Annotated in this window: 21 protein-coding genes; 11 read left to right on the forward strand and 10 right to left on the reverse strand. The window is 61.0% G+C overall.

Features of this window, described 5'->3' with window-relative positions; translation table 11 throughout:
* The first annotated feature begins 126 nt into the window (after positions 1-126).
* Complete coding sequence (metH, locus tag J7U39_RS04365) at positions 127-3,900, forward strand: methionine synthase (protein ID WP_210630563.1); 3,774 nt, start codon at positions 127-129, stop codon at positions 3,898-3,900.
* Positions 3,901-4,059: 159 nt separating this feature from the next.
* Here metH and J7U39_RS04370 read toward each other — a convergent pair whose 3' ends face one another.
* The 4 genes from J7U39_RS04370 to J7U39_RS04385 are packed head-to-tail and all read right to left on the reverse strand — an operon-like array spanning position 4,060 to position 6,454.
* Positions 4,060-4,488, reverse strand: coding sequence for a hypothetical protein (locus tag J7U39_RS04370; protein ID WP_210630564.1), 429 nt, complete (start codon positions 4,486-4,488; stop codon positions 4,060-4,062).
* A gap of 6 nt (positions 4,489-4,494) precedes the next feature.
* Complete coding sequence (locus J7U39_RS04375; protein WP_210630565.1) at positions 4,495-4,749, reverse strand: type II toxin-antitoxin system prevent-host-death family antitoxin; 255 nt, start codon at positions 4,747-4,749, stop codon at positions 4,495-4,497.
* A 59-nt stretch (positions 4,750-4,808) separates the two neighbouring features.
* Positions 4,809-5,573: a GntR family transcriptional regulator gene (locus tag J7U39_RS04380; protein WP_210630566.1), complete on the reverse strand. Its 765-nt coding sequence runs from the start codon at positions 5,571-5,573 to the stop codon at positions 4,809-4,811.
* Complete coding sequence (locus J7U39_RS04385) at positions 5,570-6,454, reverse strand: N-acetylglucosamine kinase (protein WP_210630567.1); 885 nt, start codon at positions 6,452-6,454, stop codon at positions 5,570-5,572. Before J7U39_RS04385 ends, J7U39_RS04380 begins: the two co-directional genes overlap by 4 nt.
* A gap of 527 nt (positions 6,455-6,981) precedes the next feature.
* On the opposite strand from J7U39_RS04385, the gene J7U39_RS04390 reads away from it, so the two are divergent.
* The 5 genes from J7U39_RS04390 (at position 6,982) to J7U39_RS04410 (ending at position 12,357) form a co-directional block, all read left to right on the forward strand.
* The gene (locus J7U39_RS04390) at positions 6,982-8,241 is read left to right on the forward strand and encodes an ABC transporter substrate-binding protein (protein WP_210630568.1); all 1,260 of its coding nucleotides are present in this window, start codon (positions 6,982-6,984) and stop codon (positions 8,239-8,241) included.
* 249 nt (positions 8,242-8,490) lie between these two features.
* A complete protein-coding gene (locus J7U39_RS04395; RefSeq protein WP_210630569.1) occupies positions 8,491-9,438 on the forward strand; it encodes a sugar ABC transporter permease in 948 nt (315 codons plus the stop codon).
* Between the two features lie 9 nt (positions 9,439-9,447).
* Positions 9,448-10,287, forward strand: coding sequence for a carbohydrate ABC transporter permease (locus J7U39_RS04400; protein ID WP_210630570.1), 840 nt, complete (start codon positions 9,448-9,450; stop codon positions 10,285-10,287).
* Entirely contained in the window at positions 10,284-11,345 is a 1,062-nt protein-coding gene (locus tag J7U39_RS04405) for a Gfo/Idh/MocA family oxidoreductase (RefSeq protein WP_210630571.1), read from the forward strand. The genes J7U39_RS04400 and J7U39_RS04405 overlap by 4 nt, the downstream gene beginning before the upstream one ends.
* 10 nt (positions 11,346-11,355) lie before the next feature.
* On the forward strand, positions 11,356-12,357 hold the full coding sequence (locus J7U39_RS04410) for an ABC transporter ATP-binding protein (protein WP_210630572.1): 1,002 nt from the start codon (positions 11,356-11,358) through the stop codon (positions 12,355-12,357).
* Positions 12,358-12,423: 66 nt separating this feature from the next.
* On the opposite strand, the gene J7U39_RS04415 is transcribed toward J7U39_RS04410, so the two are convergent.
* The 6 genes from J7U39_RS04415 to J7U39_RS04440 all read right to left on the reverse strand — a co-directional run bounded on the left by J7U39_RS04415 (position 12,424) and on the right by J7U39_RS04440 (position 17,914).
* A complete protein-coding gene (locus J7U39_RS04415; RefSeq protein WP_210630573.1) occupies positions 12,424-12,729 on the reverse strand; it encodes an NIPSNAP family protein in 306 nt (101 codons plus the stop codon).
* A gap of 195 nt (positions 12,730-12,924) precedes the next feature.
* Positions 12,925-13,986, reverse strand: coding sequence for an ABC transporter ATP-binding protein (locus J7U39_RS04420; protein ID WP_210630574.1), 1,062 nt, complete (start codon positions 13,984-13,986; stop codon positions 12,925-12,927).
* A 12-nt stretch (positions 13,987-13,998) separates the two neighbouring features.
* Complete coding sequence (locus tag J7U39_RS04425; protein ID WP_210630575.1) at positions 13,999-14,787, reverse strand: ABC transporter permease; 789 nt, start codon at positions 14,785-14,787, stop codon at positions 13,999-14,001.
* A complete protein-coding gene (locus tag J7U39_RS04430) occupies positions 14,784-15,677 on the reverse strand; it encodes an ABC transporter permease subunit (protein ID WP_184459279.1) in 894 nt (297 codons plus the stop codon). The genes J7U39_RS04425 and J7U39_RS04430 overlap by 4 nt, the downstream gene beginning before the upstream one ends.
* A gap of 71 nt (positions 15,678-15,748) precedes the next feature.
* Positions 15,749-16,852 carry an ABC transporter substrate-binding protein gene (locus tag J7U39_RS04435; RefSeq protein ID WP_210630576.1) on the reverse strand — a complete coding sequence of 368 codons (1,104 nt, stop codon included), beginning with the start codon at positions 16,850-16,852 and terminating at the stop codon, positions 15,749-15,751.
* Positions 16,853-17,041: 189 nt separating this feature from the next.
* Positions 17,042-17,914, reverse strand: a complete 873-nt coding sequence (locus J7U39_RS04440) for a MurR/RpiR family transcriptional regulator (protein WP_210630577.1) — start codon at positions 17,912-17,914, stop codon at positions 17,042-17,044.
* A 176-nt stretch (positions 17,915-18,090) separates the two neighbouring features.
* On the opposite strand from J7U39_RS04440, the gene J7U39_RS04445 reads away from it, so the two are divergent.
* The 5 genes from J7U39_RS04445 to J7U39_RS04465 all read left to right on the forward strand — a co-directional run bounded on the left by J7U39_RS04445 (position 18,091) and on the right by J7U39_RS04465 (position 24,793).
* On the forward strand, positions 18,091-18,861 hold the full coding sequence (locus J7U39_RS04445) for an N-formylglutamate amidohydrolase (RefSeq protein WP_210630578.1): 771 nt from the start codon (positions 18,091-18,093) through the stop codon (positions 18,859-18,861).
* A gap of 119 nt (positions 18,862-18,980) precedes the next feature.
* Positions 18,981-20,543 carry an amino acid permease gene (locus tag J7U39_RS04450; RefSeq protein ID WP_210630579.1) on the forward strand — a complete coding sequence of 521 codons (1,563 nt, stop codon included), beginning with the start codon at positions 18,981-18,983 and terminating at the stop codon, positions 20,541-20,543.
* Between the two features lie 147 nt (positions 20,544-20,690).
* Positions 20,691-22,058 carry a glutamine synthetase family protein gene (locus J7U39_RS04455; RefSeq protein ID WP_210630580.1) on the forward strand — a complete coding sequence of 456 codons (1,368 nt, stop codon included), beginning with the start codon at positions 20,691-20,693 and terminating at the stop codon, positions 22,056-22,058.
* 201 nt (positions 22,059-22,259) lie between these two features.
* Positions 22,260-23,645 (forward strand): aldehyde dehydrogenase family protein, encoded by a 1,386-nt coding sequence (locus J7U39_RS04460; protein WP_210630581.1) that lies wholly within the window; start codon positions 22,260-22,262, stop codon positions 23,643-23,645.
* The gene (locus J7U39_RS04465) at positions 23,642-24,793 is read left to right on the forward strand and encodes an iron-containing alcohol dehydrogenase (protein ID WP_210630582.1); all 1,152 of its coding nucleotides are present in this window, start codon (positions 23,642-23,644) and stop codon (positions 24,791-24,793) included. The genes J7U39_RS04460 and J7U39_RS04465 overlap by 4 nt, the downstream gene beginning before the upstream one ends.
* Positions 24,794-24,995: the final 202 nt, after the last annotated feature.

A 24,995-nucleotide genomic window follows, 5' to 3' on the forward strand; every position in this document is an offset into this window, starting at 1 on the left:
ATAGGGCTCGGGCGAGCCTGTCATCGGCGAAGCTTTGCGAAGCACGAAATCGATAGTCATATATTGACATAAAGATATCTTTATGTGATCTGGAAGTCTGGTCTTACGACGTCAAGGAGCCCGCCCGTGTTTGAAAATCTCTTTGGTCCGGAAACGGGCAAGCGTGACGGCAGTGAAGTTTTCGCCGCTTTGAAAAAGGCCGCGAGCGAGCGCATCCTTGTTCTCGACGGCGCCATGGGCACGCAGATCCAGGGGCTCGGCTATGACGAAGACCAGTTCCGCGGAACCCGCTTCATCGGCTGCGCCTGCCATCAGAAGGGCAATAACGACCTTCTGATCCTGAGCCAGCCGGATGCGATCGAAGAAATCCATTACAAATACGCCAAGGCCGGCGCCGATATCCTCGAGACCAACACCTTCTCCTCGACCCGCATCGCCCAGGCCGATTACCAGATGGAAGGCGAGGTCTATGCGCTGAACAAGGAAGGTGCGGAGATCGTCCGCCGCGCGGCGATCCGCGCCGAACGCGAGGACGGCCGCCGTCGTTTCGTCGCCGGCGCCATCGGTCCAACCAACCGCACCGCCTCGATCTCGCCCGACGTCAACAATCCTGGCTTCCGCGCCGTCACCTTCGACGACCTCAGGGAAGCCTATGGCGAGCAGATCGACGGGCTGATCGACGGCGGCGCCGACATCATCCTGATCGAGACGATCTTCGACACCCTGAATGCCAAGGCCGCGATCTTCGCCTGCGAGGAGCGTTTCGAGGCCAAGGGCGTGCGCCTGCCGGTGATGATCTCCGGCACGATCACCGACCTTTCCGGCCGCACGCTCTCCGGCCAGACGCCGTCGGCTTTCTGGAACTCGGTGCGCCACGCCAATCCTTTCACGATCGGCCTCAACTGCGCGCTCGGGGCTAACGCGATGCGCCCGCACCTGCAGGAGCTTTCGGGCGTCGCCGATACCTTTATCTGCGCCTATCCGAATGCCGGCCTGCCGAACGAGTTCGGCCAGTACGACGAAACGCCGGAGCTGATGGCGGCACAGATCGACAGCTTCGCGCGTGAAGGCCTGGTCAATATCGTCGGCGGCTGCTGCGGCTCGACGCCGGAACATATCAGGGCGATTGCCGAGACCGTTGCGAAATACAAGCCGCGCCCGATCCCGGAGCATCGCCCCTTCATGTCGCTGTCGGGTCTCGAACCCTTCGAACTGACCAAGGACATTCCTTTCGTCAATGTCGGCGAGCGCACCAACGTCACCGGCTCGGCGAAGTTCCGCAAGCTGATTACCAATGCCGATTACACGCCGGCACTCGACGTCGCCCGCGACCAGGTCGAAAACGGCGCGCAGGTGATCGACATCAACATGGACGAGGGCCTGATCGATTCCGAGAAGGCGATGGTCGAGTTCCTCAACCTGATCGCCGCCGAGCCCGACATTGCCCGCGTGCCTGTCATGATCGACTCGTCGAAATTCTCGATCATCGAATCCGGCCTGAAGCGGGTGCAGGGCAAGCCGATCGTCAACTCGATCTCGCTGAAGGAAGGCGAGGAGAACTTTCTCGCCCAAGCGCGGCTCCTGCGCAATTACGGCGCTGCCGTCGTCGTCATGGCCTTCGACGAAACCGGGCAGGCCGACAATTACGACCGCAAGGTCGAGATCTGCACGCGCGCTTACAAGCTGTTGACCGAGAAGATCGGTTTTCCGCCCGAGGACATCATCTTCGACCCGAACATCTTTGCGGTCGCGACCGGCATCGAAGAGCACAATAATTACGGCGTCGACTTCATAGAGGCGACGCGGACGATCCGTGAGCGCATGCCGCTCGTGCATATCTCTGGCGGCGTCTCCAACCTGTCCTTCTCGTTCCGCGGCAACGAGCCGGTGCGCGAGGCGATGCATGCGGTGTTTCTCTACCACGCCATCCAGGCCGGCATGGACATGGGCATCGTCAATGCCGGCCAGCTCGCCGTCTACGACAACATCGATCCCGAGCTGCGCGAGGCCTGCGAGGACGTGGTGCTCAACCGCCGCGCCGACAGCACCGAGCGGCTGCTCGAAGTGGCCGAGCGTTTCCGCGGCGCCGGGGCAAAGGAGGGTCGTGTCCAGGATCTCTCTTGGCGCGAATGGAGCGTCGAGAAGCGTCTCGAACATGCGCTGGTCAACGGCATCACCGAATATATCGAGGCCGATACGGAAGAGGCGCGCCGGCAGGCCGCCCGGCCGCTGCACGTCATCGAAGGACCGCTGATGGCCGGCATGAACGTCGTCGGCGACCTGTTCGGTTCGGGCAAGATGTTCCTGCCGCAGGTGGTCAAGTCGGCGCGCGTCATGAAGCAGGCGGTCGCCGTACTGCTGCCCTACATGGAAGAGGAAAAGCGCCTCAACGGCGGCGAGGAACGGCGGTCGGCAGGCAAGATCCTGATGGCGACGGTCAAGGGTGATGTGCACGATATCGGCAAGAACATCGTCGGCGTCGTGCTCGCCTGCAACAATTACGAGATCGTCGACCTCGGCGTCATGGTGCCGGCGACGAAGATCCTCGAAACAGCGATCGCCGAAAAGGTCGATATCATCGGCCTTTCCGGCCTGATCACGCCGTCGCTCGACGAGATGGTGCATGTCGCGGCCGAAATGGAGCGGCAGGGCTTCGAGATCCCGCTGCTGATCGGCGGTGCCACGACCAGCCGCGTGCATACCGCCGTGAAGATCCATCCCGGCTACGACAAGGGACAGGCGATCTACGTGACCGATGCGAGCCGCGCCGTCGGCGTCGTCTCGGCGCTGCTCTCGCCAGAAACGCGGCAGGGTTACGTCGACGATGTAAGAGCCGAATATGCCAAGGTGGCCGCCGCTCATGCCCGGAGCGAAGCGGAGAAGGTGCGCCTGCCGCTGGCACGAGCCCGCGAGAATGCGCATAAGGTCGACTGGTCGGCCTACAAGCCGACGAGGCCTGAGTTCTTCGGCACGCGGGTGTTCGAGGATTACGATCTGGCCGAGCTTGCCAGATATATCGACTGGACGCCGTTCTTCCAGACCTGGGAATTGCGCGGCCGTTTCCCGGCCATTCTCGAAGACGAGAAGCAGGGCGAGGCGGCGCGTGCGCTCTGGGCCGATGCGCAGGCCATGCTGAAGAAGATCATCGGCGAGAAGTGGTTCCGCCCGCGCGCCGTCATCGGCTTCTGGCCGGCCGGCGCTGTCGGCGACGATATCCGCCTCTTCACGGATGAAAGCCGCAGCAAGGAGCTTGCCACTTTCTACACGCTTCGCCAGCAGCTTTCGAAGCGGGACGGGCGGGCGAACGTGGCGCTTTCGGACTTCGTGGCGCCTGTCACCAGCGGCGTTCAGGACTATGTCGGCGGCTTCGTGGTAACGGCCGGCATCGAGGAAATCGCCATTGCCGAACGGTTTGAGCGGTCGAACGACGACTATTCCTCAATCCTCGTCAAGGCGCTGGCCGACCGCTTCGCCGAAGCCTTTGCCGAGCGCATGCATGAGCAGGTGCGGCGCGAATATTGGGGCTATGCAAGAGATGAGCACCTCAGCAACGAGGATCTGATCGGCGAAGCCTATGCCGGCATCCGTCCGGCGCCCGGTTATCCCGCCCAGCCCGACCACACGGAAAAGGCAACGCTCTTCAAGTTGCTCGATGCGGAAAAAGCCGCCGGAGTGAAACTGACTGAAAGCTATGCGATGTGGCCCGGCTCCTCCGTATCCGGCATCTATATCGGCCACCCCGACTCCTATTATTTCGGCGTCGCCAAGGTCGAGCGCGATCAGGTGGAGGACTATGCCAAGCGCAAGGGCATGGAGGTTTCCGATGTCGAGCGTTGGCTCGGGCCGGTACTGAATTATGTGCCGCGCAAGGCGGATGAGGAGATTGAGGACGCGGCGTAGAGACGTTCGCCGCTGTTAATACAATGAACCAAGAGACGATGAAGCCGGAAAGTGATTCAGTTTCCGGCTTCATGCTTTTGAAATTGAACGTGAAAACTATGCTGCAGCTTTGATTTTGCCGCATGTCGTCCCTCGAAAGCCGCTCTTGAGCGATAGGCATCAGCGGCGGACGGGATCGCTCTTCCTGGCTTTGGCAAGATCAAGAAATTTCCCTTTGATCGTTACGAAAAGACTGGGCGGAATGAAGCCGTAGGCGAATATTCCCTCGCTGCCCGGTACGGGCGAAAGCCCGCCATTCGGCCATTCATCGATATTATGTTCGGAGACGATGACCCAACTCGGCGCGTCGTCCAGACCGATTGCCTGCTTCACTTTCGGCGGGATTTCTATTCCGACCGTGTCGCCGGATGGCGGCGTATGCGTGATCGGCAGCAGAACGACGTAGCGCGGATTGGCGAGGCTATCGCTTGCCGCGACGAGGCAGGCGGGCCTGTCCTTGCCTTGGTCGCGACCCGCCGATGCTTCGCGCGACCAGAGGTAATCATAGCGCACGACGAGGCCGGGCTTAGGTTCGGGAATTGCGGCCATGCGGCTTTATTTCAGCAGTTCATCGAGAGGGGCATGCGCGGCATCCATCTCCGCTCTTTCGACGGCATCGATGACGACGGACAAGGCGTCGGCTGTGACGTGCGTCCGCTGCGCGGCGGCCCTCAGCCAATCATAGTGCTCGGCCGACATCAGCACGAATTCGCGGCGGCCATGACGGGTGATTTCGACAGGCTCGCGCTGTGCCTGATGCTGAAACTCACCGAATTTTCGCTGAAACTCCAGAGACGTGGTTCGAGTCACGATAGGATTCCAAACTTCAATACGCGGATTATACGTATAATTTGGATAAGCTCAAGCCGTCAGCTCACCCCGATCGTCAGCTCGGCCACGAAGTCGTAGGCATCGCCGCGATAGAGCGAGCGGGTGAACTCCACGGCACGGCCGGAGCCGAGATAGGAGATGCGTTCGATCGACAGGCCGGCCGCACCCACGGAGACGCCGAGAAGCTGGGCGTCGGCTTCCTTCATATTGGTCGCCGAAATGCGCTGGACGGCGCGCACCGGACGGACGTTGAGGCGTTCGAGTTCGGCGTAGAGCGAATTGGTGACGGAGGAGGGATCGGGGAGGAATTCGCCGGAGACGCTGGCATTCTCGATTGCCAGCGGCTGGTCGTCGGCGATCCGCAGGCGCGAGAGGCGCGAAACCTTCACGCCCGCGGCGAGGCCAAGGATCATCATCTCGTCGGGCGAGGGGGTATGAATGCCCTTATGCAGCCATTCCGAGCGGGAGGACATGCCGCGGCGTGCCATGTCTTCGGTGAAAGAGGTGAGCTGCGACAGGCGCTGCTCGACCTTGGAGACCGGCTTGGCGACAAAGGTGCCCGAGCCGTGGCGGCGCACCAACAGGCCGTCGGCGACGAGTTCGTCGATCGCCTTGCGCACGGTGACCCGGCTGACGGCGGCAAGTTCGGCGATGTCGCGCTCCGGCGGCAGCGCGTCGCCGTGACCAAGCGTGCCGGCGCGCACGGCCTCTTCGAGCGTGCGGCGCAGCTTGACGTAGAGCGGGCCGGTGCCGGCCGCCTGCAGGCGTTCCAGGGAGAGGATTGTGGCGAGATCATCGGTCATGCCGCACCTCTCTGTCGCTCATTCAGGAGCTTGACCGCAAGTTCCACCGCGCCTTGAAGGGCATCGTTTTTCGGTTTGGCAAGCAGCGGCCTGTAGCGTTGGGGAAGCCAGGGCTCATAGGCTACCGCAAGACCGCCAAGCAGGCAGATTGACGGGCATCCGGGCCAGAGCAGCGCTTCAAGGCTTTCGCCGATCGCCGTTGCCGCGTCCGTGACGATGGCGACCGCGACCGTATCGCCCCTCGTTGCATGTTCGAAGACTGCAGGCGCGTAACGGGCAAAATCCGTCGGTCTTGCCGAATGCGCAAATTCGACAATGCGCTCGGGATCATTGCCGTATTCGGCCATGACCGCTTCGGTGATCGCGGAAGCCGGGCGCACGCCGTCATGGGCGAGCAGCGATCGTTCCATGAGGTCGCGGCCCAGGCGGGCGCCGCTTGCCTGGTCGCCGACGACGAAGCCCCAGCCGCCGATGCCGTTCAGCCGACCGTCTTTCCGGGCGTTATAGACCGAGCCGGTGCCGAAAGCACCGACAATGCCGTCGCCATCGCCGAGCGCGCCCTGGAGCGCGATCAGCGCGTCGGTAACAACGCGGCCTTCGGCAAAGGGCAGGGCCTTTTCGATTCGCTGGCCATAATCCGTGACGTTGGCGCCAGCGACGCCGACGACCGCTGCGACGGAGGAAATTGTTTCCGCGGCGAGCCCGGCATCGCGCAAAGCCTGCCGGGCGGAGTCGACGATATTGAGAAGAGAATTGTCCAGATCGGACAGGATATTGGCAGGCCCCGATTTGCCGCGGCCGATGATAGTGCCGTTTCTGTCCGCGACCGCGGCCCGGCAGCTCGTTCCGCCGCCATCTATGCCGATTGCAAGCTCTGTCATCGGACCTCCGAATACGCCGTTCCCACCTGTTTTTCCTACAATACCAAAAAAATACCATTTACCAAGTGGGAATGGCTGAGAAATTGCGCCTTTTTATCTATTTGATTTTACTTAATAAAAATTTTTAATGAAGCCGTGGAGGCCAAAAAGTTAAAATTCGTCTGGACAATTGGTATTTTTTTGGCCTTAATTCGACAAAAGGGAACAGCGTTTCGAAGCCCACGAAAACCGGCAGCAGAGCCAAGCCGGAACCGCTTCGAGGATGATTGCCAGAATGCCAGCGGCCTGTTGGTCCGGCGATGGAATTCAGGCATCCATTGGCTTTCCCATGATTTTCGGCGCGTCCGGTGCAGTCACCGAAAAGCGCGCAGTCCGGCCGCAGGCGATCCGCCTTCGTGTCCGTCGAGCTTTCGGGACCGGCAGCCGCTGGCGGTCCTCCAAGGGGCGTTGGGTGTTTCCTCATACACGCCAATTGCTTGTTTCAGATCGAAAACGGCGCTTTCCGGCGCTAAAAACAGGAGAGGGAAATGAAAAACACTGCTCTGAAAAGCCTGCTGCTTGCCTCAAGCCTGCTGACGTCGGCAGGTCTCGTCCATGCCGCCGATGTCACGCTGACCGTCGAAAGCTGGCGTAACGACGACCTGCAGATCTGGCAGGAAAAGATCATTCCGGCGTTCGAAGCGAAAAACCCCGGTATCAAAGTCGTCTTCTCGCCGACCGCGCCGACTGAATACAACGCTTCGCTGAACGCCAAGCTCGATGCCGGTTCCGCAGGCGATATCATCACCTGCCGTCCGTTCGATGCCTCGCTCGAACTCTTCAATAAGAAGCAGCTCGTCGATATCACCAGCCTGCCGGGCATGGAGAATTTCTCGCCGGTCGCCAAGGCCGCCTGGACGACCGACGACGGCAAGTCGACCTTCTGCGTGCCGATGGCTTCGGTCATCCACGGCTTCATCTACAACAAGGATGCCTTCGACAAGCTCGGCATCTCCGTGCCGAAGACGCAGGACGAGTTCTACGCAGCCCTCGATAAGATCAAGGCCGATGGCACCTATATTCCGCTTGCCATGGGCACGAAGGATCTCTGGGAAGCCGCCACCATGGGCTACCAGAACATCGGCCCGAACTACTGGAAGGGTGAAGAGGGCCGCGAAGCCCTGATCGCGGGCAAGCAGAAGCTGACCGATCCGGAGTGGGTCAAACCGTTTGAGGAACTTGCCAAGTGGAAGCCTTATCTCGGTGACGGTTTCGAAGCCCAGACCTATTCGGACAGCCAGAACCTCTTCACGCTCGGCCGCGCCGCGATCTATCCGGCTGGTTCCTGGGAAATTGCGCTCTTCAACACGCAGGCGCAGTTCAAGATGGGCGCCTTCCCGCCGCCGGTTCCGAAGGCCGGTGACCAGGGCTACATCTCCGACCATCCCGATATCGGCGTCGCCTTGAACGCGAAGAGCACGCATGCCGAGGAAGCCAAGAAGTTCCTCAGCTGGGTCGCTTCGCCTGAGTTCGCCGATATCTACGCCAATGCACTGCCGGGCTTCTTCAGCCTGAACTCCAACCCGGTGAAGATGTCCGATCCGCTTGCTCAGGAATTCGTCTCCTGGCGCGGCCCGTACAAGTCGACCGTGCGTTCGACCTACCAGATCCTGTCGCGCGGCACGCCGAACCTTGAAAACGAGACCTGGGTCGAATCGGCCAATGTGATCAACGGCACGGATACGCCGAAGGTCGCCGCCGAGAAGCTGCAGAAGGGCCTCGACAGCTGGTACAAGCCGGCCAAGTGATGTGAAACCCCTCCCCAACCCCTTCCTACAAGGGGAGGGGCTTAGCCTGCCGCAAAAAAAGCGGTTCCGGCAGGGAGGGAATCGCTCCGCGAGTCTTCTTCCCCCTTGTGGGGAAGATGGCCGGAAGGCCAAAAGGGGTCTTTCGTCACGCAGAGGCATGGCGGTTCGCCTTAGCGAAGAAGCACCCTGACGGTGCATAATAGTCCAGCTTCCCGGCACCAAGATCTATCTAGCAACAAGGCAAAAGCCATGAGCGAAACCCACAACGCGGCCGAAATCGTCCCGATCAAGCGCCCGGTGCGCTGGCACATCTTCGTCTTCATGCTGCCCGCCGTGATCGTTTATTCCGCCGTCATGGTGCTGCCGCTCATCGAGACGCTCAGGCTGTCGCTTTACAACACGGTCGACGGGCAATCAGCTTTTGTCGGACTTGCGAATTTCAAGGTTCTGTTCGGCGATCCGCGCTGGGCGCATGATTTCTGGAACGCGCTCGTCAACAATCTGATCTTCTTCGCCATCCATATGTGCGTGCAGAACCCGATCGGCATTGCGCTCGCAGCCCTGCTTTCGGTGCCGAAGCTGCGCGGTGTCGCCTTCTACCGCACGGCGATGTTCCTGCCGACGCTGCTCTCCTTCGTCATCGTCGGTTTCATCTGGAAGCTGATCCTTTCACCGATCTGGGGTGTCGCGCCCTGGATGCTCGATCTCATCGGCCTGAAATTCCTGTTCGCACCTTGGCTCGGCAAGCCGGGTTCGGCGCTGATCGCCGTGTCGCTGATCTCGAACTGGCAGTATATCGGCATTCCCATGATGCTGATCTATGCAGCGCTTCTCAGCATCCCCGAAGAGGTGATCGAGGCTGCCGAATGCGACGGCGTCACCGGCTGGGCGCAGTTCTGGAAGATCAAGCTGCCGCTCATCCTGCCGGCGATCGGCATCATCTCTATCCTCACCTTCGTCGGCAATTTCAACGCATTCGACCTGATCTACACCGTGCAGGGGGCGCTTGCCGGGCCTGACATGTCGACCGACATTCTCGGCACGCTGCTCTACCGCACCTTCTTCGGTTTCCAGCTGCAGCTCGGCGACCGCTCGATGGGTGCGACGATCGCCACCGTGATGTTCCTCATCATTCTCGCCGGCGTCTCGCTTTATCTCTTCGTCATCCAGCGGCGCATGCGTCGCTACCAGTTCTGAGGAGCGCGCATGTCCAAGGCACGCACATCTCCCATCCGCACCGGCCTCGTGCACCTGGCGCTCAGCACCTATACGCTGGTCGCGCTGTTTCCGGTATTTCTGACGATCGTCAACTCGTTCAAGGATCGCGCCTCGATCTTCCGTGAGCCGCTGATGATCCCGACGCCGTCGACCTTCAGCCTCGTCGGCTATCAGACGGTGCTGGGGCAAGGCGATTTCGCCACCTATTTCCAGAACAGCTTCGTCGTCACGATCGTCTCGATCCTCTTGGTGCTGCTCTTCGGCGCCATGGCGGCCTTTGCGCTGTCGGAATACCGCTTTCGCGGCAACTTGCTGCTCGGGCTCTATATGGCGATCGGCATCATGATCCCGATCCGCCTCGGCACGGTGGCGATCCTGCAGGGCATGGTGGCGGCCGGCCTGGTCAATACGCTGACGGCGCTGATCCTCGTCTACACCGCGCAGGGCATACCGCTGGCGATCTTCATCCTGTCGGAATTCATGCGCACGGTTTCGGACGATCTCAAGAATGCCGGGCGTATCGACGGGCTTTCCGAATATGCGATCTTCTTCCGCCTGGTGCTGCCGCTGGTGCGCCCGGCCATGGCGACGGTCGCCGTCTTCACCATGATCCCGATCTGGAACGACCTCTGGTTCCCGCTGATCCTGGCGCCTGCGGAAAGCACCAAGACGGTGACGCTCGGCTCGCAGATCTTCATCGGCCAGTTCGTCACCAACTGGAATGCGGTGCTGGCGGCCTTGTCGCTCGCGATCCTGCCTATCCTCGTCCTTTACGTCATCTTCTCGCGGCAACTGATCCGCGGCATCACCTCTGGAGCCGTCAAATGAGCCAGGAGAAACCGATCCGCGTCCTCGTTGCCGGCCTCGGCAATATGGGCCGCAGCCATGCGCTTGCCTATCACAACAATCCCGGCTTCGAAATCGTCGGTCTCGTCAATCGCTCGACACCGGAGCTGGAGCCCGCGCTGCAGGGCTATGCTGTTCATCCTGACTTCACTACGGCCCTTGCCGAGCTGAAGCCGGACCTCTGCTCGATCAACACCTATTCCGACAGCCATGCCGATTATGCCGTCGCCGCCTTCGAGGCCGGCTGTCATGTCTTCGTGGAAAAGCCGCTGGCGACCACCGTCGCCGACGCGGAGCGGGTCGTGGCGGCGGCTGAGAAGGCCGGGCGCAAGCTGGTGATCGGTTATATCCTGCGGCATCACCCATCCTGGACGAAGCTGATCGAGGAGGCGCGCAAGCTCGGCCCGCCTTACGTCTTCCGCATGAACCTCAACCAGCAGTCCAGCGGCCCGACCTGGGCGACGCACAAGTCGCTGATGCGCACGACCTCGCCGATTGTCGATTGCGGCGTTCATTATGTCGACGTGATGTGCCAGATGACCGACGCCAGGGCCGTCGAGGTGCGCGGCATGGGGCTGCGCCTGTCCGATGAGATCGCTGCCGACATGTATAATTACGGTCAGCTGCAGGTGCTTTTCGAGGACGGTTCGGTCGGCTGGTACGAGGCCGGCTGGGGGCCGATGATCTCGGAGACCGCCTTCTTCGTGAAGGACGTGATGTCGCCGAAGGGGGCGGTGTCGATTGTCATGGATCCAAACGCCAAGTCCGACGATATCGACACGCACACCAAGACCTCCGTGATCCGTCTGCATACGGCCGAAACCGGCCCGGACGGCAAGTTCATCCGGCCAGACCAGGACATGAGGATGACGGGTGAGCCCGGTCATCAGGAGCTCTGCGACCTGGAACAGGCCTTCATGCTGAGGGCGATCCGTGAGGATCTGAACCTCGACCGCCATATGGCGGATGCGGTGGCGTCACTGCGCATCTGCCTTGCCGCCGACGAGAGCGTGCGCACCGGCCAGCCGGTCAGATTGTAAGGGAAAGACAGTGGGATCACTTCAACTCAAATCCATCCGCAAGACCTATGGCACGCATGAGGTGCTGAAAGGCATCGACCTCGAAGTCAGGGACGGCGAATTCGTCATCTTTGTCGGGCCGTCGGGCTGTGGGAAATCGACGCTGCTGCGCAGCATTGCGGGCCTTGAGGATGTCACCTCGGGCGCCGTGGTCATCAACGGCCGCGACGAAACGCTGACGCCGCCGGCCAAACGCGGCATCGCCATGGTGTTCCAGTCTTATGCGCTCTATCCGCACCTGACGGTCAAGGACAATATGGGCCTCGGCCTCAAGCAGGCCGGCACCTCCAGAGAGGAGATCGACAAACGCGTCGGCAAGGCGTCCGGCATGCTATCGCTGGCACCTTATCTCGCACGTCGGCCGGCAGAGCTTTCCGGCGGCCAGCGCCAGCGCGTCGCGATCGGCCGCGCCATCGTGCGCGAACCGGAACTCTTCCTGTTCGATGAGCCGCTGTCGAACCTCGATGCGGCGCTACGCGTGCAGACTCGCCTGGAAATCGCTCGGCTGCATCGTAGCCTGAAGGCGACGATGATCTACGTCACCCACGACCAGGTCGAGGCGATGACGCTTGCCGACAAGATCGTCGTGTTGAATGCCGGCGCGATCGAACAGATCGGCTCGCCGATGGAACTCTATAATCGCCCGGCCAACGTCTTCGTTGCCGGTTTCATCGGCTCGCCTCAGATGAATTTCATCCCGGGCGAGAAGGTCGGCGATCACAGCGCCAAGACGATCGGGGTGCGCCCCGAACACATGACGCTGTCGCGCGAGCAGGGGAGCTGGGCTGCGAAGGTCGTGCATGTCGAGCATCTCGGCGCCGACACGATCATCTATCTGGAATCCGACCAGTGCGGCCTGCTGACGGCGCGCCTCTTCGGCGAGCACCAGTATGAGCCCGACGAAATCGTCTATGCGACGCCGGACCAGGCGCGCGTGCATCGCTTCGATGCCGACGACCGGGCGATCCGCTGAGCGGATGACGGAACGAATAGCCCCGCCAGCGTGCGGGGCTTTTGCTTCCAGTCGGCGCGGGCTCGATCAGCCGAGGACGGGCCGCATGAAGCTGCGCTCATAACTGACGATGCTGCGGTTGCGCTTGTCGAGTTCGAAAGCCGCCTGACATTCCGGATCACTTGCCATGCGCGTGCGGTAGTCCTCGTAGGTGGCAAGGCTTGAGAAGGAAAACAATGCCACGGCAATGTTGTTGGCGCCTTCAGAGGGTAGGAAATAACCGTGATGGGTGCCGCCCATCCTATTGACGATCGGAATCCAGAGCCGGGCATATTCCTCGAATTCGGCAAGCTTGTATGGATCGATCACATAGCGCAGGTGGCAGGTAATCATTGAAATATCCCCTCGCGCAAAATACCGGGCCGCGGGCTGCCCGGCTCGTTTGGTTTATTCAACTTCTGGCACGGAGCTGGGAGAGTTCAAGCGCTTTGTCGTGATGGCTGCATCACCTTTTCTGACAGTTCGGGCGGCCTGAAATGAAAAAGGCGCTGCGTCGGCGGCGCCTTTCGCACGAGTTGCGTTTCCGGATCAGTCGCGGATGATCAGCAGGTCGGCTGCCATGAAGCGCAGCGTCACGGTTTCGCCGGCCTGCGGTGGCGTGGTGCCGGGGCTGTTGAACATGTCGAAGGAGATGACGTTGCCGCCGACATCCATTCGGGTGCGGATGACCGAGCCTAAGAAGTGAGCCGAGACGACTTGGCCCGTCAGCGCGGTGTCGCTTCTGGCGCTGTCGGAGAGGGAGCCGGCTTCCGGGCGCAGCGCCAGCGAGATGGTTTCGCCGGCCTTGTTGGCTGCGACCGACTGCTTCAGCGTGATCTTCTGATCGCCGATCTGGATGAGGTTGGCATCGGGATCGACGACCTTGGCCTCAATGAGGTTCAATGTGCCGACGAACGAGGCGACGAAGCGCGTGGCTGGCGTGTTGTAGATCTCGAAGGGCGAACCGATCTGATCGGCCTTGCCGGCATTCATGACGACGATGCGATCGGAGATCGACAGCGCCTCTTCCTGATCGTGGGTGACGAAAACAGTGGTGATGCCGAGCTGTTGCTGGATCTGGCGAATTTCCTCGCGCAGCGATACGCGGATCTTGGCGTCGAGTGCGGAGAGCGGCTCGTCGAGCAACAGCACCTGCGGCTTGACGGCAAGCGCGCGGGCGAGCGCCACGCGCTGCTGCTGGCCGCCCGACATCTGGTAAGGGAAGCGATCGGCAAGGTGATCGAGCTTAATCAGGCCGAGCATTTCCTTGACGCGGGCGTCGATCTCGGGCTTGGCGGCGCCGGCGACCTTGAGGCCGAAGGCGACATTGTCGTGCACCGTCATGTTCGGGAACAACGCGTAGGCCTGGAAGACCATGCCGATATTGCGCTGGTTCGGCTTCAGCGAGCTCTGGTCCTTGCCGTTGATGGTCAGCGTGCCGCCGGTCGGTGTTTCAAAGCCGGCGATCATGCGCAAAACGGTCGTCTTGCCGCAGCCCGACGGTCCGAGGAAGGAGACGAATTCACCCTTCTCGATGTTCATGTTGAAGTTCTTGACGACCTGGACCGGGCCGAAGGATTTCTGAATGTTGTTCAGTGCGAGAAAGGACATGAGCCAGTTACCTTAAGCCTTTGCCGGGCGGGCTTTGCCGAAGCGGGAAACGAGGTTGAGCAGGCCCATGCTGAGCCAGGTGATCGAGAAGGCGATGACGGCGAGCGCCGAAGGCTCGTAGGCCTTGTTGGCGCCGACGAGCTGCAGGTACGGACCGAAGGCCGGGCGGTTGAGCAGCGCGGCGAAGGTGAATTCGCCCATGACGATCGCCAGCGTGATGAAGGCGCCGGAGAGTACGCCGCTCATCACGTTCGGGAAGATGCAGCGGAACATGATGGTCGTCCAGCGGGCGCCGAGGCTTTCGGCCGCCTCCGTCAGCGTGCGGACATCGATGGCGCGCATGGCGGTATCGACAGCGCGGTACATGTAGGGCAGGGACAGCGTGATATAGGAGAAGACCAGCAGGGCGTTAGTCCCTGTCGTCGAACCCGTCAGCGGCAAGTAGGATGACGAATTGTACATTCTGAGGTAGCCGAAGACGATGACGATCGCCGGAATGACGAGCGGCAGCAGCGTGATGAACTCGACGACCGGACGCATCTGCGGCAGGCGCAGCCGCACCCAATAGGCCGTCGGCACCACGAGCAGCATGCCGAAGACGATGGTGAGCAACGCCATCAGCATGGAATAGCCGAAGGTCTCGCGGAACTGAATGTCCGAGAAAACCGACTGATAGGCGTCGAGGCTGTATTCGCCGCGGCGCATGCGCAGCGAAAATTCGACGGTGCCGATCAGTGGGATGATGAAATAGGATGCGCCGAGAATGATGGCAGCCCAGGCTCCGAGACGTTGTGTTTTCATTTCTGCCACCGCTCGGCGCGCATGCGCAGCATGAGATAAAGGATGTTGGATACGCCTGTGATGACAATCATGCCGAGAGCGATGGCGTAACCGAGGTTGGCATTGTGCAGAACGTCTCCGCGGATCTGCGCGTAGAGCAGGATCGGCACGATGTTCAGCGAACTGCCGGTCAGCGCGAAGGCGGTGGCGATGGCGCCGAAGGCGTTGGCGAAGAGCAGCAGAGTCGTGCCGAGCAGGCTCGGCCAGAGGATCGGCAGGGCGACCATCGTCCAGTATTGGCGGTTGGTGGCGCCGAGGATTTGCGATGCTTCGCGCCATTCCTTCTTCATGCCGTCGAGCGCCGGCGTCAGGATCAGCACCATCAGCGGGATCTGGAAATACATGTAGGTGATAGTGAGGCCGAGGAAAGACAGCAGGTTGAAACCTGTGCCATAGAGATTGAAGCCGAACCATTCCCGCAGGAAAACCGTCACGAGCCCGGTGCGGCCAAGTGTTGCGAGAAAGGCGAAGGCGAGCGGCACGCCGGCGAAATTCGAGGCGACGCCGGAGAAGGTCAGAAGCGTCGAGCGCACCGAGGCGGGCAGGCCGCCGAGCACGACGGCCCAGGCGAGGAAGAAGCCGATCAGCGCGCCGCCGAGAGCGGAGGCGACGGACACGCGAATACTGATCCAGTAGGCGCTGATAATGGATGGAGTGAAGAGATCGCCGATATTCTTCAGCGTGAAATCGCCCTCGGGCGTCAGGAACGCGCCGGCCACGAGATAAAGCGTGGGGATGATCAGGAACAGCAGGGAAAAAATAATGAAGGGTGCAATACCCAGCCAGTCGATCACGCGGTCTTTGTTGATCAAGGGGGCGCTGCTTACCATCGGTGTTGAAACGGTACTCATGGAAAGCTCATCCTGGGGCGTCGGAGTGAGAAAGCCTCCCCGCCTTTTGGGCGGGGAGGCCGGATCGGATTTTACTTGACGGCTGCGCCGACGACGGAATCCCAGTTCTTGGTGATGGCTTCCTTGCCGGCAGCCTGTTCTTCGAGCGTCGGGAAGACAGCCTTTTCATAGGCTGCTGCCGGCGGCAGCTTGTCGAGCAGGTCCTTCGGGATCTTGTTGTTCTTGGCAAGATCGTTGAAGCGGATCGGGTGACAATAGCCCTTCAGCCAGCCGAGCTGACCTTCGTCGGAGTAGAGGTATTCCATCCAGAGCTTGGCAGCGTTCGGGTGCGGAGCGAAGGCGGAGATCGCCTGCACATAGACGCCGGCAACGACGCCGGTCTTCGGAACGACGACTTCGAACGGGGGATTGCCCTTCAGGCTTTCACCCCACGAAAGTGCGTTGTAGTCCCAGGCGACGATGATCGGCGTGGAGCCCTGCGCGAAGGGGGCAGCCTTGCCGACGACCGGCACGAAGTTGCCGGCCTTGTTGAGTTCGGCGAAGAACTTCAGGCCTTCTTCGCCTGCCTTGGCTGCATCACCGCCGGACGCGGAAAGGCCAGCGGCATACACGCCCTGGACGGCCTGGTTGGCCGTGCGCGGGTCGCCGGCGAGTGCGACGGTGTTTGCATAGTCGCTCTTCTTCAGGTCTGCCCAGTCTGCCGGCGATTCCTTGACGAGATCCTTGTTCACGAGGAACGAGAGAACGCCGTAATAGTCGCCGTACCAGTAGCCTTCGGAATCTTTTGCGGAATCCGGGATCGAGTCCCAGGTGGAGACCTTGTAGGGCTGGATCAGGCCGTCCTTCTTGGCGGACGGGCCGAAGGAGAGGCCGACGTCGATGACATCGGGAGCCTGCGGGCCGGTGTTGCCCTTGTTGGCCTTGATGGCTTCGATTTCGTCGCCCGAACCGGCATCCGGGTTCAGTTCGTTGACTTCGAGACCATACTTGGCCTTGAAGCCGGCAATGACGTCGCCGTAGCCGCACCAGTCATGCGGAAGGGCGATCGTGGTCAGCGTGCCTTCCTTCTTGGCGGCGGCGATGAGTTCAGCGCTCGGTTCTGCGGCAGCAATCGCGGTCGAAGCCACGATCATCGCAGTAGAAAGCGACAGGAGTCGAGAAAGATTAGAGATCACTGTTGTTCTCCTTCGGGTTTTCAGTGTCTGGCGATGCTGTTAATTAGCTTACATGAAGCTTGTGTGACGGTTGGATGACGTTAATTTTGCCGGGATAGCAGGCGCTTGCGACAGATGTTTCGATTGCGACTGCATCGCTCACTTCCGCCAAATCCGTCATTGTTTTTCCTCTCCTTTAGTCTTGTCCTCCTAACCGAGTTTGCGGAAAAGCGTGGTCTGCTCGAACAAGCCCTCCAGGGTCTTCATGCGTTCCTTCGTCTCATCCCAGGTGGAATTCTGAACGGCCTCGATCAGCGCCTCGACGATGAAAAGAGTAACGACGGACGAATCCCAGGCTGAGGGCGCCTCGATCCGCACACGGAAGGCATGCCTGGCCAGCTTGGCGGCGGGCGAGCCCCACTGGTCGGTGAAGACGACGATTTCGGCGCCGCGCTTTCGGGCGGCGGTTGCCAGGCTCACCATCTCCTGTTCGTAACGGCGGATATCGAAGATGATCAGGATATCGCCGGCATTCATGTTGAGGACATATTGCGGCCAGCTGCTGGAATTGGAGGACAGCAGCGTCGTGGCAGGCCGGATGACCTGCATATGCGTGAAGAAATATTCGGCAAGGGCGCCGGTGATGCGGCCGCCGACGAAGTAGAGGCCGCGCTTGCGGTCCGACAGCAGCGAGGCGACGCTGTCGAAGGTCGCGGTGTCGAGATCGGTCAGCGTCTGGCGCAGATTGCCCATGATGGCATCGGCGAAACGGTTGAGGATATGGGTTCCCGGTGCATTCTGCGCCCAGCGATCATGCTTGGCAATTGGGTTGGAGATCGTCGCTTCGACCTCCAGATGCAGGTGCGCCTGAAAATCCGGATAGCCTTTGAAGCCGAGCTTTTGCACCATGCGCACGACGGTCGGCGTGGACACGCCGGCATTCTCGGCGATGGTGGTAATACTGCCGAGGCCGGACACCGGATAATTGTCGAGAAGGCTTTCAGCCAATTGTTTTTCGGCGCGCGTCAACAGCCCGAAATGCGAGTGTATGACGTCCGAAACCGTCTTTGACGCAACTGTCACCTAATCTTGCTCCCCGGGATGGTCTAGCGCCACTTTCCCAACCAAAGTTAACAACGCTGTCATAATCCATGTCAACCGGTGTCATGAAAAGAATTTTTCAGAGGATGCTTGACAGTGATGGAAACCTGAAGAATTCTTTTCTTATAACATTTTATTAATGGATAGGAGTGGCGCCTTTGGTGCTGGCCCGGCCGAAAATCCTCAGCGAAGCGGACGGCAACTGCGTCGGGATCGAGCGCGTCGGCGGCCAGAGCCCGGTGTTGCTCGTCTGCGAGCACGCTTCCAATGCGCTTCCTGCCTGCTTCAGCGATCTCGGTTTGCCGAGCGAAGCGCTGTCGAGCCATATTGCGTGGGACCCCGGCGCGCTCGCCGTTGCCCGCGCCATATCGCAAGCACTCGACGCAACGCTCGTCTACCAGCGCTTCTCCCGACTCATCTACGACTGCAACCGGCCGCCGAGTTCACCGGGCGCCATGCCGGAGACCAGCGAAATCTATGCCATTCCCGGCAACAAAGATTTGACCGCCGAAGAACGCCTGGCGCGCACCGATGCGCTCTACGTGCCATTTCACGACGCCATTCGCGAGCTGATCCGCGATCGCAGGGCGAGGGGGCAAGACAGCATTATCGTGACGATGCACAGCTTCACGCCGGTCTATCACGGCCGGCAACGCGCCGTCGAACTTGGCATACTGCACGACGAAGATAGCCGGCTGGCCGACCGCATGATGGATGCTGCTGCTGAAGCGCCGCTTTACAGGACTGAACGCAACCAGCCTTATGGGCCGGAGGACGGCGTGACCCACACGCTGATCCTGCACGGGCTTTCGAACGGCTTGCGCAATGTGATGATCGAGGTCCGCAACGACCTCGTCGCAGACGATGGCGGCCAAAGGGTCATGGCCGACTATCTGACAGGGCTTCTCCAGCGCAGCCTGGAAGCCTGAATAAAAAAAGACCCGAGGGAGCAGTTTATCTGCGGACGTCCGCACGGCGAAAATGCCGCGGGCAATTGGCACTGAACCGGCCTGCAATCCCGCGGCCGGTTCGTCAACAGGGGGAAGTCATGTCGGACTACACCGAACTGGACAAGAAGCAGGATGTGCACATCCTGCATTCCATGGGCTATGCCCAGGAACTCGAACGGCGAATGAGCTCATTCTCGAATTTCGCCGTCTCATTCTCCATTATCTGCATTCTCTCCGGCGGCATCAATTCGCTGGCGCAGGCGACTTCGGGCGCCGGCGGAGCGGCGATCGGCATCGGCTGGCCCGTGGGATGCTTCATCTCGCTCGTTTTCGCCGTCGCCATGGCGCAGATCAGCTCCGCCTATCCGACGGCGGGCGGCCTCTATCACTGGGGCTCGATCCTCGGCAACCGCTTCACCGGCTGGCTGACAGCCTGGTTCAATCTGCTCGGTCTCGTCACCGTTCTCGGCGCCATCAACGTCGGTACCTATTACTTCTTCATGGGCTCCTTCGGCACCACTTATCTCGGGCTGACGGACACGATCACGGTGCGGATCATTTTCCTCGTCATAATTACCGGCGCGCAGGCGCTGGTAAACCACATGGGGATTGGCTTGACCGCGAAGCTCACGGACTTCTCGGGCTACCTGATCTTCGCAACCTCGATCGCGCTGGCGGCCGTCTGCCTTATCGCGGCCCCTTCCTATGAGTTCGGCCGCCTCTTCACGTTCGCCAACTATTCCGGCGAAATCGGCGGTAGCGTATGGCCGTCGACCTCGGGCGCCTGGGTCTTCCTTCTCGGCCTGTTGTTGCCGATCTACACCATCACCGGCTATGACGCCTCGGCGCATACGTCGGAGGAGACGGTCAAGGCCGCCCATTCGGTGCCGCGCGGCATGGTCGCCTCGGTCCTGTGGTCGGCGCTGTTCGGTTATATCATGCTGTGCGCCTTTGTGCTCATGCTGCCGAACATGGACGACGCGGCCAAACAGGGCTGGAACGTGTTCTTCTGGGCGATGGACAGCCAGGTAAACCCCGTCGTCAAGGACATCCTCTATCTAGCGATCTTCGTCAGCCAATGGCTGTGCGGCCTTGCGACCGTCACCTCGGTCTCGCGCATGATCTTCGCCTTCTCGCGTGACGGTGGCCTTCCGGCCGCCAAGGCGCTGTCGAAGGTCAGCCCGCAATACCGCACTCCGGTGGCCGCGATCTGGACGGGATCGATCCTGTCGGTTCTGTTCGTTTGGTTCACCTCACTCGACTTCGTGAAAATCGGCGATACGCCGGTTTACACGATCGTAGTTTCGTGCACGGTCATCTTCCTGTTCTTCTCCTTTGCGATCCCGATAACGCTCGGCCTCTTCGCCTGGGGTACGTCTAAGTGGGACAAGATGGGCCCGTGGAACCTCGGCGAAGGCCTCTTCAAGCTCTTTGCCGTGCTCTCGATCATCGCGATGGTCCTGATCTTCGTTCTCGGAGTCCAGCCGCCGAACGGTGCTGCGCTTTACGTTACCGTCGGGTTCCTCTTGCTGACGGCGATCGTCTGGTTCGGCTTCGAGAGCCGGCGCTTCAAGGGGCCGCCGATCGGCGCCGAAGTGGCGAAGCGCCAGGCCGAAATCGCGGCGGCAGAAGCGGCCGTCGGCGAAAGCGGCGAACGTTAAGCAACGAGGCTTCCCTCTCAAATGGCGGGGCCGCTCCTGCGGCCCCATCACCGGTTCAACGAAAAGGCATCGGGCCGCCACACTAGGCCGGGCGCATGCGATTTTGTTGCCCCGATTTTTTCAATCCCAATTTCAGGCGGATTACTCATGAGCAGCAGCTATACAATCGACGATCTCAGGAAGGATGTTGCCGAAGGGCGCATCGACACCGTTCTGGCCTGCCAGGTGGACATGCAGGGGCGGCTGATGGGCAAGCGCTTCCAGGCCGAATATTTTGTCGAAAGCGCCTGGAAGGAAACGCACAGCTGCAACTACCTGCAAGCCACCGACATGGAGATGGAGACCGTCTCCGGCTACAAGGCGACGAGCTGGGAGAAGGGTTACGGCGATTATACGATGAAGCCGGATCTTGCGACGCTGCGCCGCATTCCCTGGCTCGAGGGCACGGCGCTCGTACTCTGCGACGTGCTCGACCATCACACGCATGAGGAAGTCGCCCATTCGCCGCGTGCGATCCTGAAGAAGCAGGTGAAGCGCCTCGAAGACATGGGCATGAAGGCCTATATGGCCTCCGAGCTGGAATTCTTTCTGTTCGACCAGAGCTACGAGGCGGCGCATGCCTCGGGTTACCGCAACCTGAAGCTCGCCAGCGCCTACAACGAGGACTACCACATCTTCCAGACCACGAAGGAAGAAGAGGTGATGCGGGCGATCCGCACCGGGCTGCAGGGCGCCGGCATTCCGGTCGAGAACTCCAAGGGCGAGGCTTCCGCCGGTCAGGAGGAGATCAACGTGCGCTATGCCGACGCGCTCGCCATGGCCGACCGGCATGCGATCATCAAAAACGGCTGCAAGGAGATCGCCTGGTCGAAGGGCAAGGCCATCACCTTCCTCGCCAAGTGGAACTACAATGCCGCCGGCAGCTCCTCGCATATCCACCAGTCGCTCTGGAGCCTCGAGGAAAAGCCGCTGTTCTTCGATCACACCGGCAAATACGGCATGTCGCCGCTAATGCACAATTACATCGCCGGGCTTCTCGCCCATGCGAGCGAGATCACCTATTTCCTGGCGCCCTACATTAATTCCTACAAGCGCTTCATGGCCGGCACCTTCGCACCGACCAAGGCGATCTGGAGCAAGGACAACCGCACTGCCGGCTACCGCCTCTGCGGCGAGGAGACCAAGGGAATCCGTATCGAATGCCGCGTCGGAGGCTCCGATCTCAATCCTTATCTCGCCTTCGCCGCGCTGCTTGCCGCCGGTATCGACGGCATCGAGAACAAGCTGGAGCTCGAAGCTCCGTTCGTCGGTGACGCCTATGGCGGCAAGGACATTCGCGAAATTCCGCGCACGCTGCGCGCGGCAACGACTGAAATGACGGAATCGGCGATGCTGCGCAAAGCCTTCGGCGACGACGTCATCGACCATTACACCCGTGCTGCCGAATGGGAGCAGGAAGAATACGACCGCCGCATCACCGATTGGGAAGTGGCGCGGGGTTTCGAAAGAGCTTAATACGGATTTCGCGGGATTGCTCCTCACCCTAACCCTCCCCCCGTAGAAACGGGGAGGGGACGTGCCCTTGCGGGGCTGGCGGTTGAGGAAAACGGTGCTGCATATCCCTTCTCCCCGTAAGCGGGGAGAAGGTGCCGGCAGGCGGATGAGGGGCTGCGGCCTCACTCAATTTTTGATGAATACGAGGACAGGAAATCGATCATGGCAATGATCCAATGCATTTCACCGGTCGACGGATCGGTTTACGCGGAGCGCCCGGCACTTTCGCTCGACGCCGCCAAGGACGTGGTGGCGCGCGCCCGCAAGGCGCAGAAGGCCTGGGCGAGGCGACCGCTTGAAGAGCGTGTCCAGCTTGTCCTGAAAGGCGCCGCACGGCTGAACGAAATGTCCGACGTCGTCGTGCCGGAGCTTGCCTGGCAGATGGGCCGGCCGATCAAATACGGCGGTGAATACAAGGGCTTCAACGAGCGCTCCAATTATGTCGCGTCGATTGCGGCGGGTGCGCTGGCACCTGTTGTCGTCGAGGAGAGCGACCGTTTCGAGCGCCGTATCGAACGCGAAGCGCATGGCGTCGTCTTCGTCGTTGCACCCTGGAACTACCCCTATATGACGGCGATCAACACGATCGCGCCGGCGCTGATGGCCGGCAATACGGTGGTGCTGAAACATGCCTCGCAGACATTGCTCGTCGGCGAACGGCTGGTGCAGGCCTTTATCGAGGCCGGTGTTCCCGAGGATGTGTTCCAGAACGTCTTCCTCGACCATGAGACGACCTCGGCGCTGATTGCCGCCGGCAGCTTCAATTTCGTCAACTTTACCGGATCGGTCGAAGGCGGGCGGTCGATGGAGCGGGCCGCCGCCGGCACCTTCACGGGCCTCGGCCTCGAACTCGGCGGCAAGGATCCGGGCTACGTCATGGAAGACGCCGATCTCGATGCGGCCGTCGACACGTTGATGGACGGCGCGACCTATAATTCCGGCCAGTGCTGCTGCGGCATCGAGCGCATCTATGTGCATGAGTCTCTTTACGATGCCTTCGTCGAGAAATCGGTCGCCTGGGTGTCGAACTACAAGCTCGGCAATCCGCTCGATCCTGAGACTTCGCTCGGGCCGATGGCGAACAAGCGCTTCGCCAAGGTCGTGCGCGAGCAGATCGCCGATGCGGTTTCCAAGGGCGCCAAGGCGCTTGTCGACCCCAAGCTTTTCCCACAGGATGACGGCGGCGCCTATCTCGCGCCGCAGGTCCTCGTCGATGTCGACCATTCCATGGCCTTCATGCGCGAGGAGACCTTCGGCCCGGCGGTCGGCATCATGAAGGTGAAGAGCGACGAAGAGGCACTGGCCTTGATGAACGACAGCCAGTACGGGCTGACCGCTTCGCTATGGACCAAGGATGCCGAGCGGGCGGCGCGGCTTGGCCGCGAGATCGAAACCGGCACCGTCTTCATGAACCGCGCCGACTATCTCGATCCGGCGCTCTGCTGGACCGGTGTCAAGGAGACCGGCCGCGGCGGTTCGCTCTCGATCATCGGTTTCCAGAATCTGACTCGCCCGAAATCCTTCCACCTGAAGAAAGTCACAGCATGAGCAGCAACATCACTGCAAACTGGAGCTATCCGACATCGGTCAAGCTCGGCCGGGGCCGCATCAAGGAACTGTCCGACGCCTGCAAGAGCCTTGGCATCAAAAAGCCGCTGCTCGTCACCGACCGCGGCCTCGCCTCGATGGCGATCACCAAGAACGCGCTCGATATCCTCGAAGATGCCGGTCTCGGCCGGGCGATCTTTGCCGATGTCGATCCGAACCCGAACGAGAAGAACCTCGAGGCCGGCGTCAAGGCTTTCAAGGATGGCGGCCATGACGGTGTCGTCGCCTTTGGCGGCGGCTCCGGTCTCGATCTCGGCAAGTGCGTCGCCTTCATGGCCGGCCAGAGCCGGCCAGTCTGGGATTTCGAGGATATCGGCGACTGGTGGACACGCGCGAGCCTCGAAGGCATCGCCCCGATCGTCGCCGTGCCGACGACGGCCGGCACCGGCTCGGAAGTCGGCCGCGCCAGCGTCATCACCAATTCCGTCACACATGTGAAGAAGATCATCTTCCATCCGAAGTTCCTGCCAGGCGTCGTCATCTCCGATCCGGAACTGACGGTCGGCATGCCGAAGATCATCACCGCCGGCACCGGCATGGATGCCTTCGCCCATTGCCTGGAGGCCTATTCCTCGCCCTTCTATCACCCGATGTCGGCCGGCATCGCGCTCGAAGGCATGCGTCTCGTCAAGGAATTCCTGCCGCGCGCCTATCGGGAAGGGACCGATCTCGAAGCCCGCGCCAACATGATGGCCGCCGCTGCCATGGGCGCGGTCGCTTTCCAGAAGGGGCTCGGCGCCATCCATGCGCTGTCGCACCCGATCGGCGCGGTCTACAACACCCATCACGGCATGACCAATGCGGTTGTCATGCCGGCGGTGCTGCGCTTCAACCGCGCTGTCATCGAGGAGAAGATCGGCCGGGCGGCCGCCTATCTCGGCATTTCGGGCGGTTTCGACGGCTTCTACGATTATGTGCTGAAGCTCCGTTCCGATCTCGGTGTGCCGGATACGCTGACGGCAATGGGAATCGCGTCCGACCGCATCGACGAACTGTCGGCCATGGCGATCGAAGATCCGAGCGCCGGGGGCAATCCGGTTGCCATGACGCTCGAAAACACCAAGGCGCTTTTCAGGGACTGCTTCTGATAAGATCAGATGGACCTGCAGATCGGCCCGGAAAGCTCTTGCTTTCCGGGCTCTTTCATTTTGGAGGCATCCTGAATTTTTGGGATGTGAAAAATACCGCCTGCAATTTCGCCGCGCGCGTTCGCAATTTGTTAACCATGATTGTAAAGGATGGGTTAACCGCACGATGCTCCGACAGTGCGCACAAGAGCGATGCCGGCTC

Origin of the sequence: Rhizobium sp. NLR16a (assembly GCF_017948245.1) — a bacterium.
Classification (GTDB): domain Bacteria; phylum Pseudomonadota; class Alphaproteobacteria; order Rhizobiales; family Rhizobiaceae; genus Rhizobium.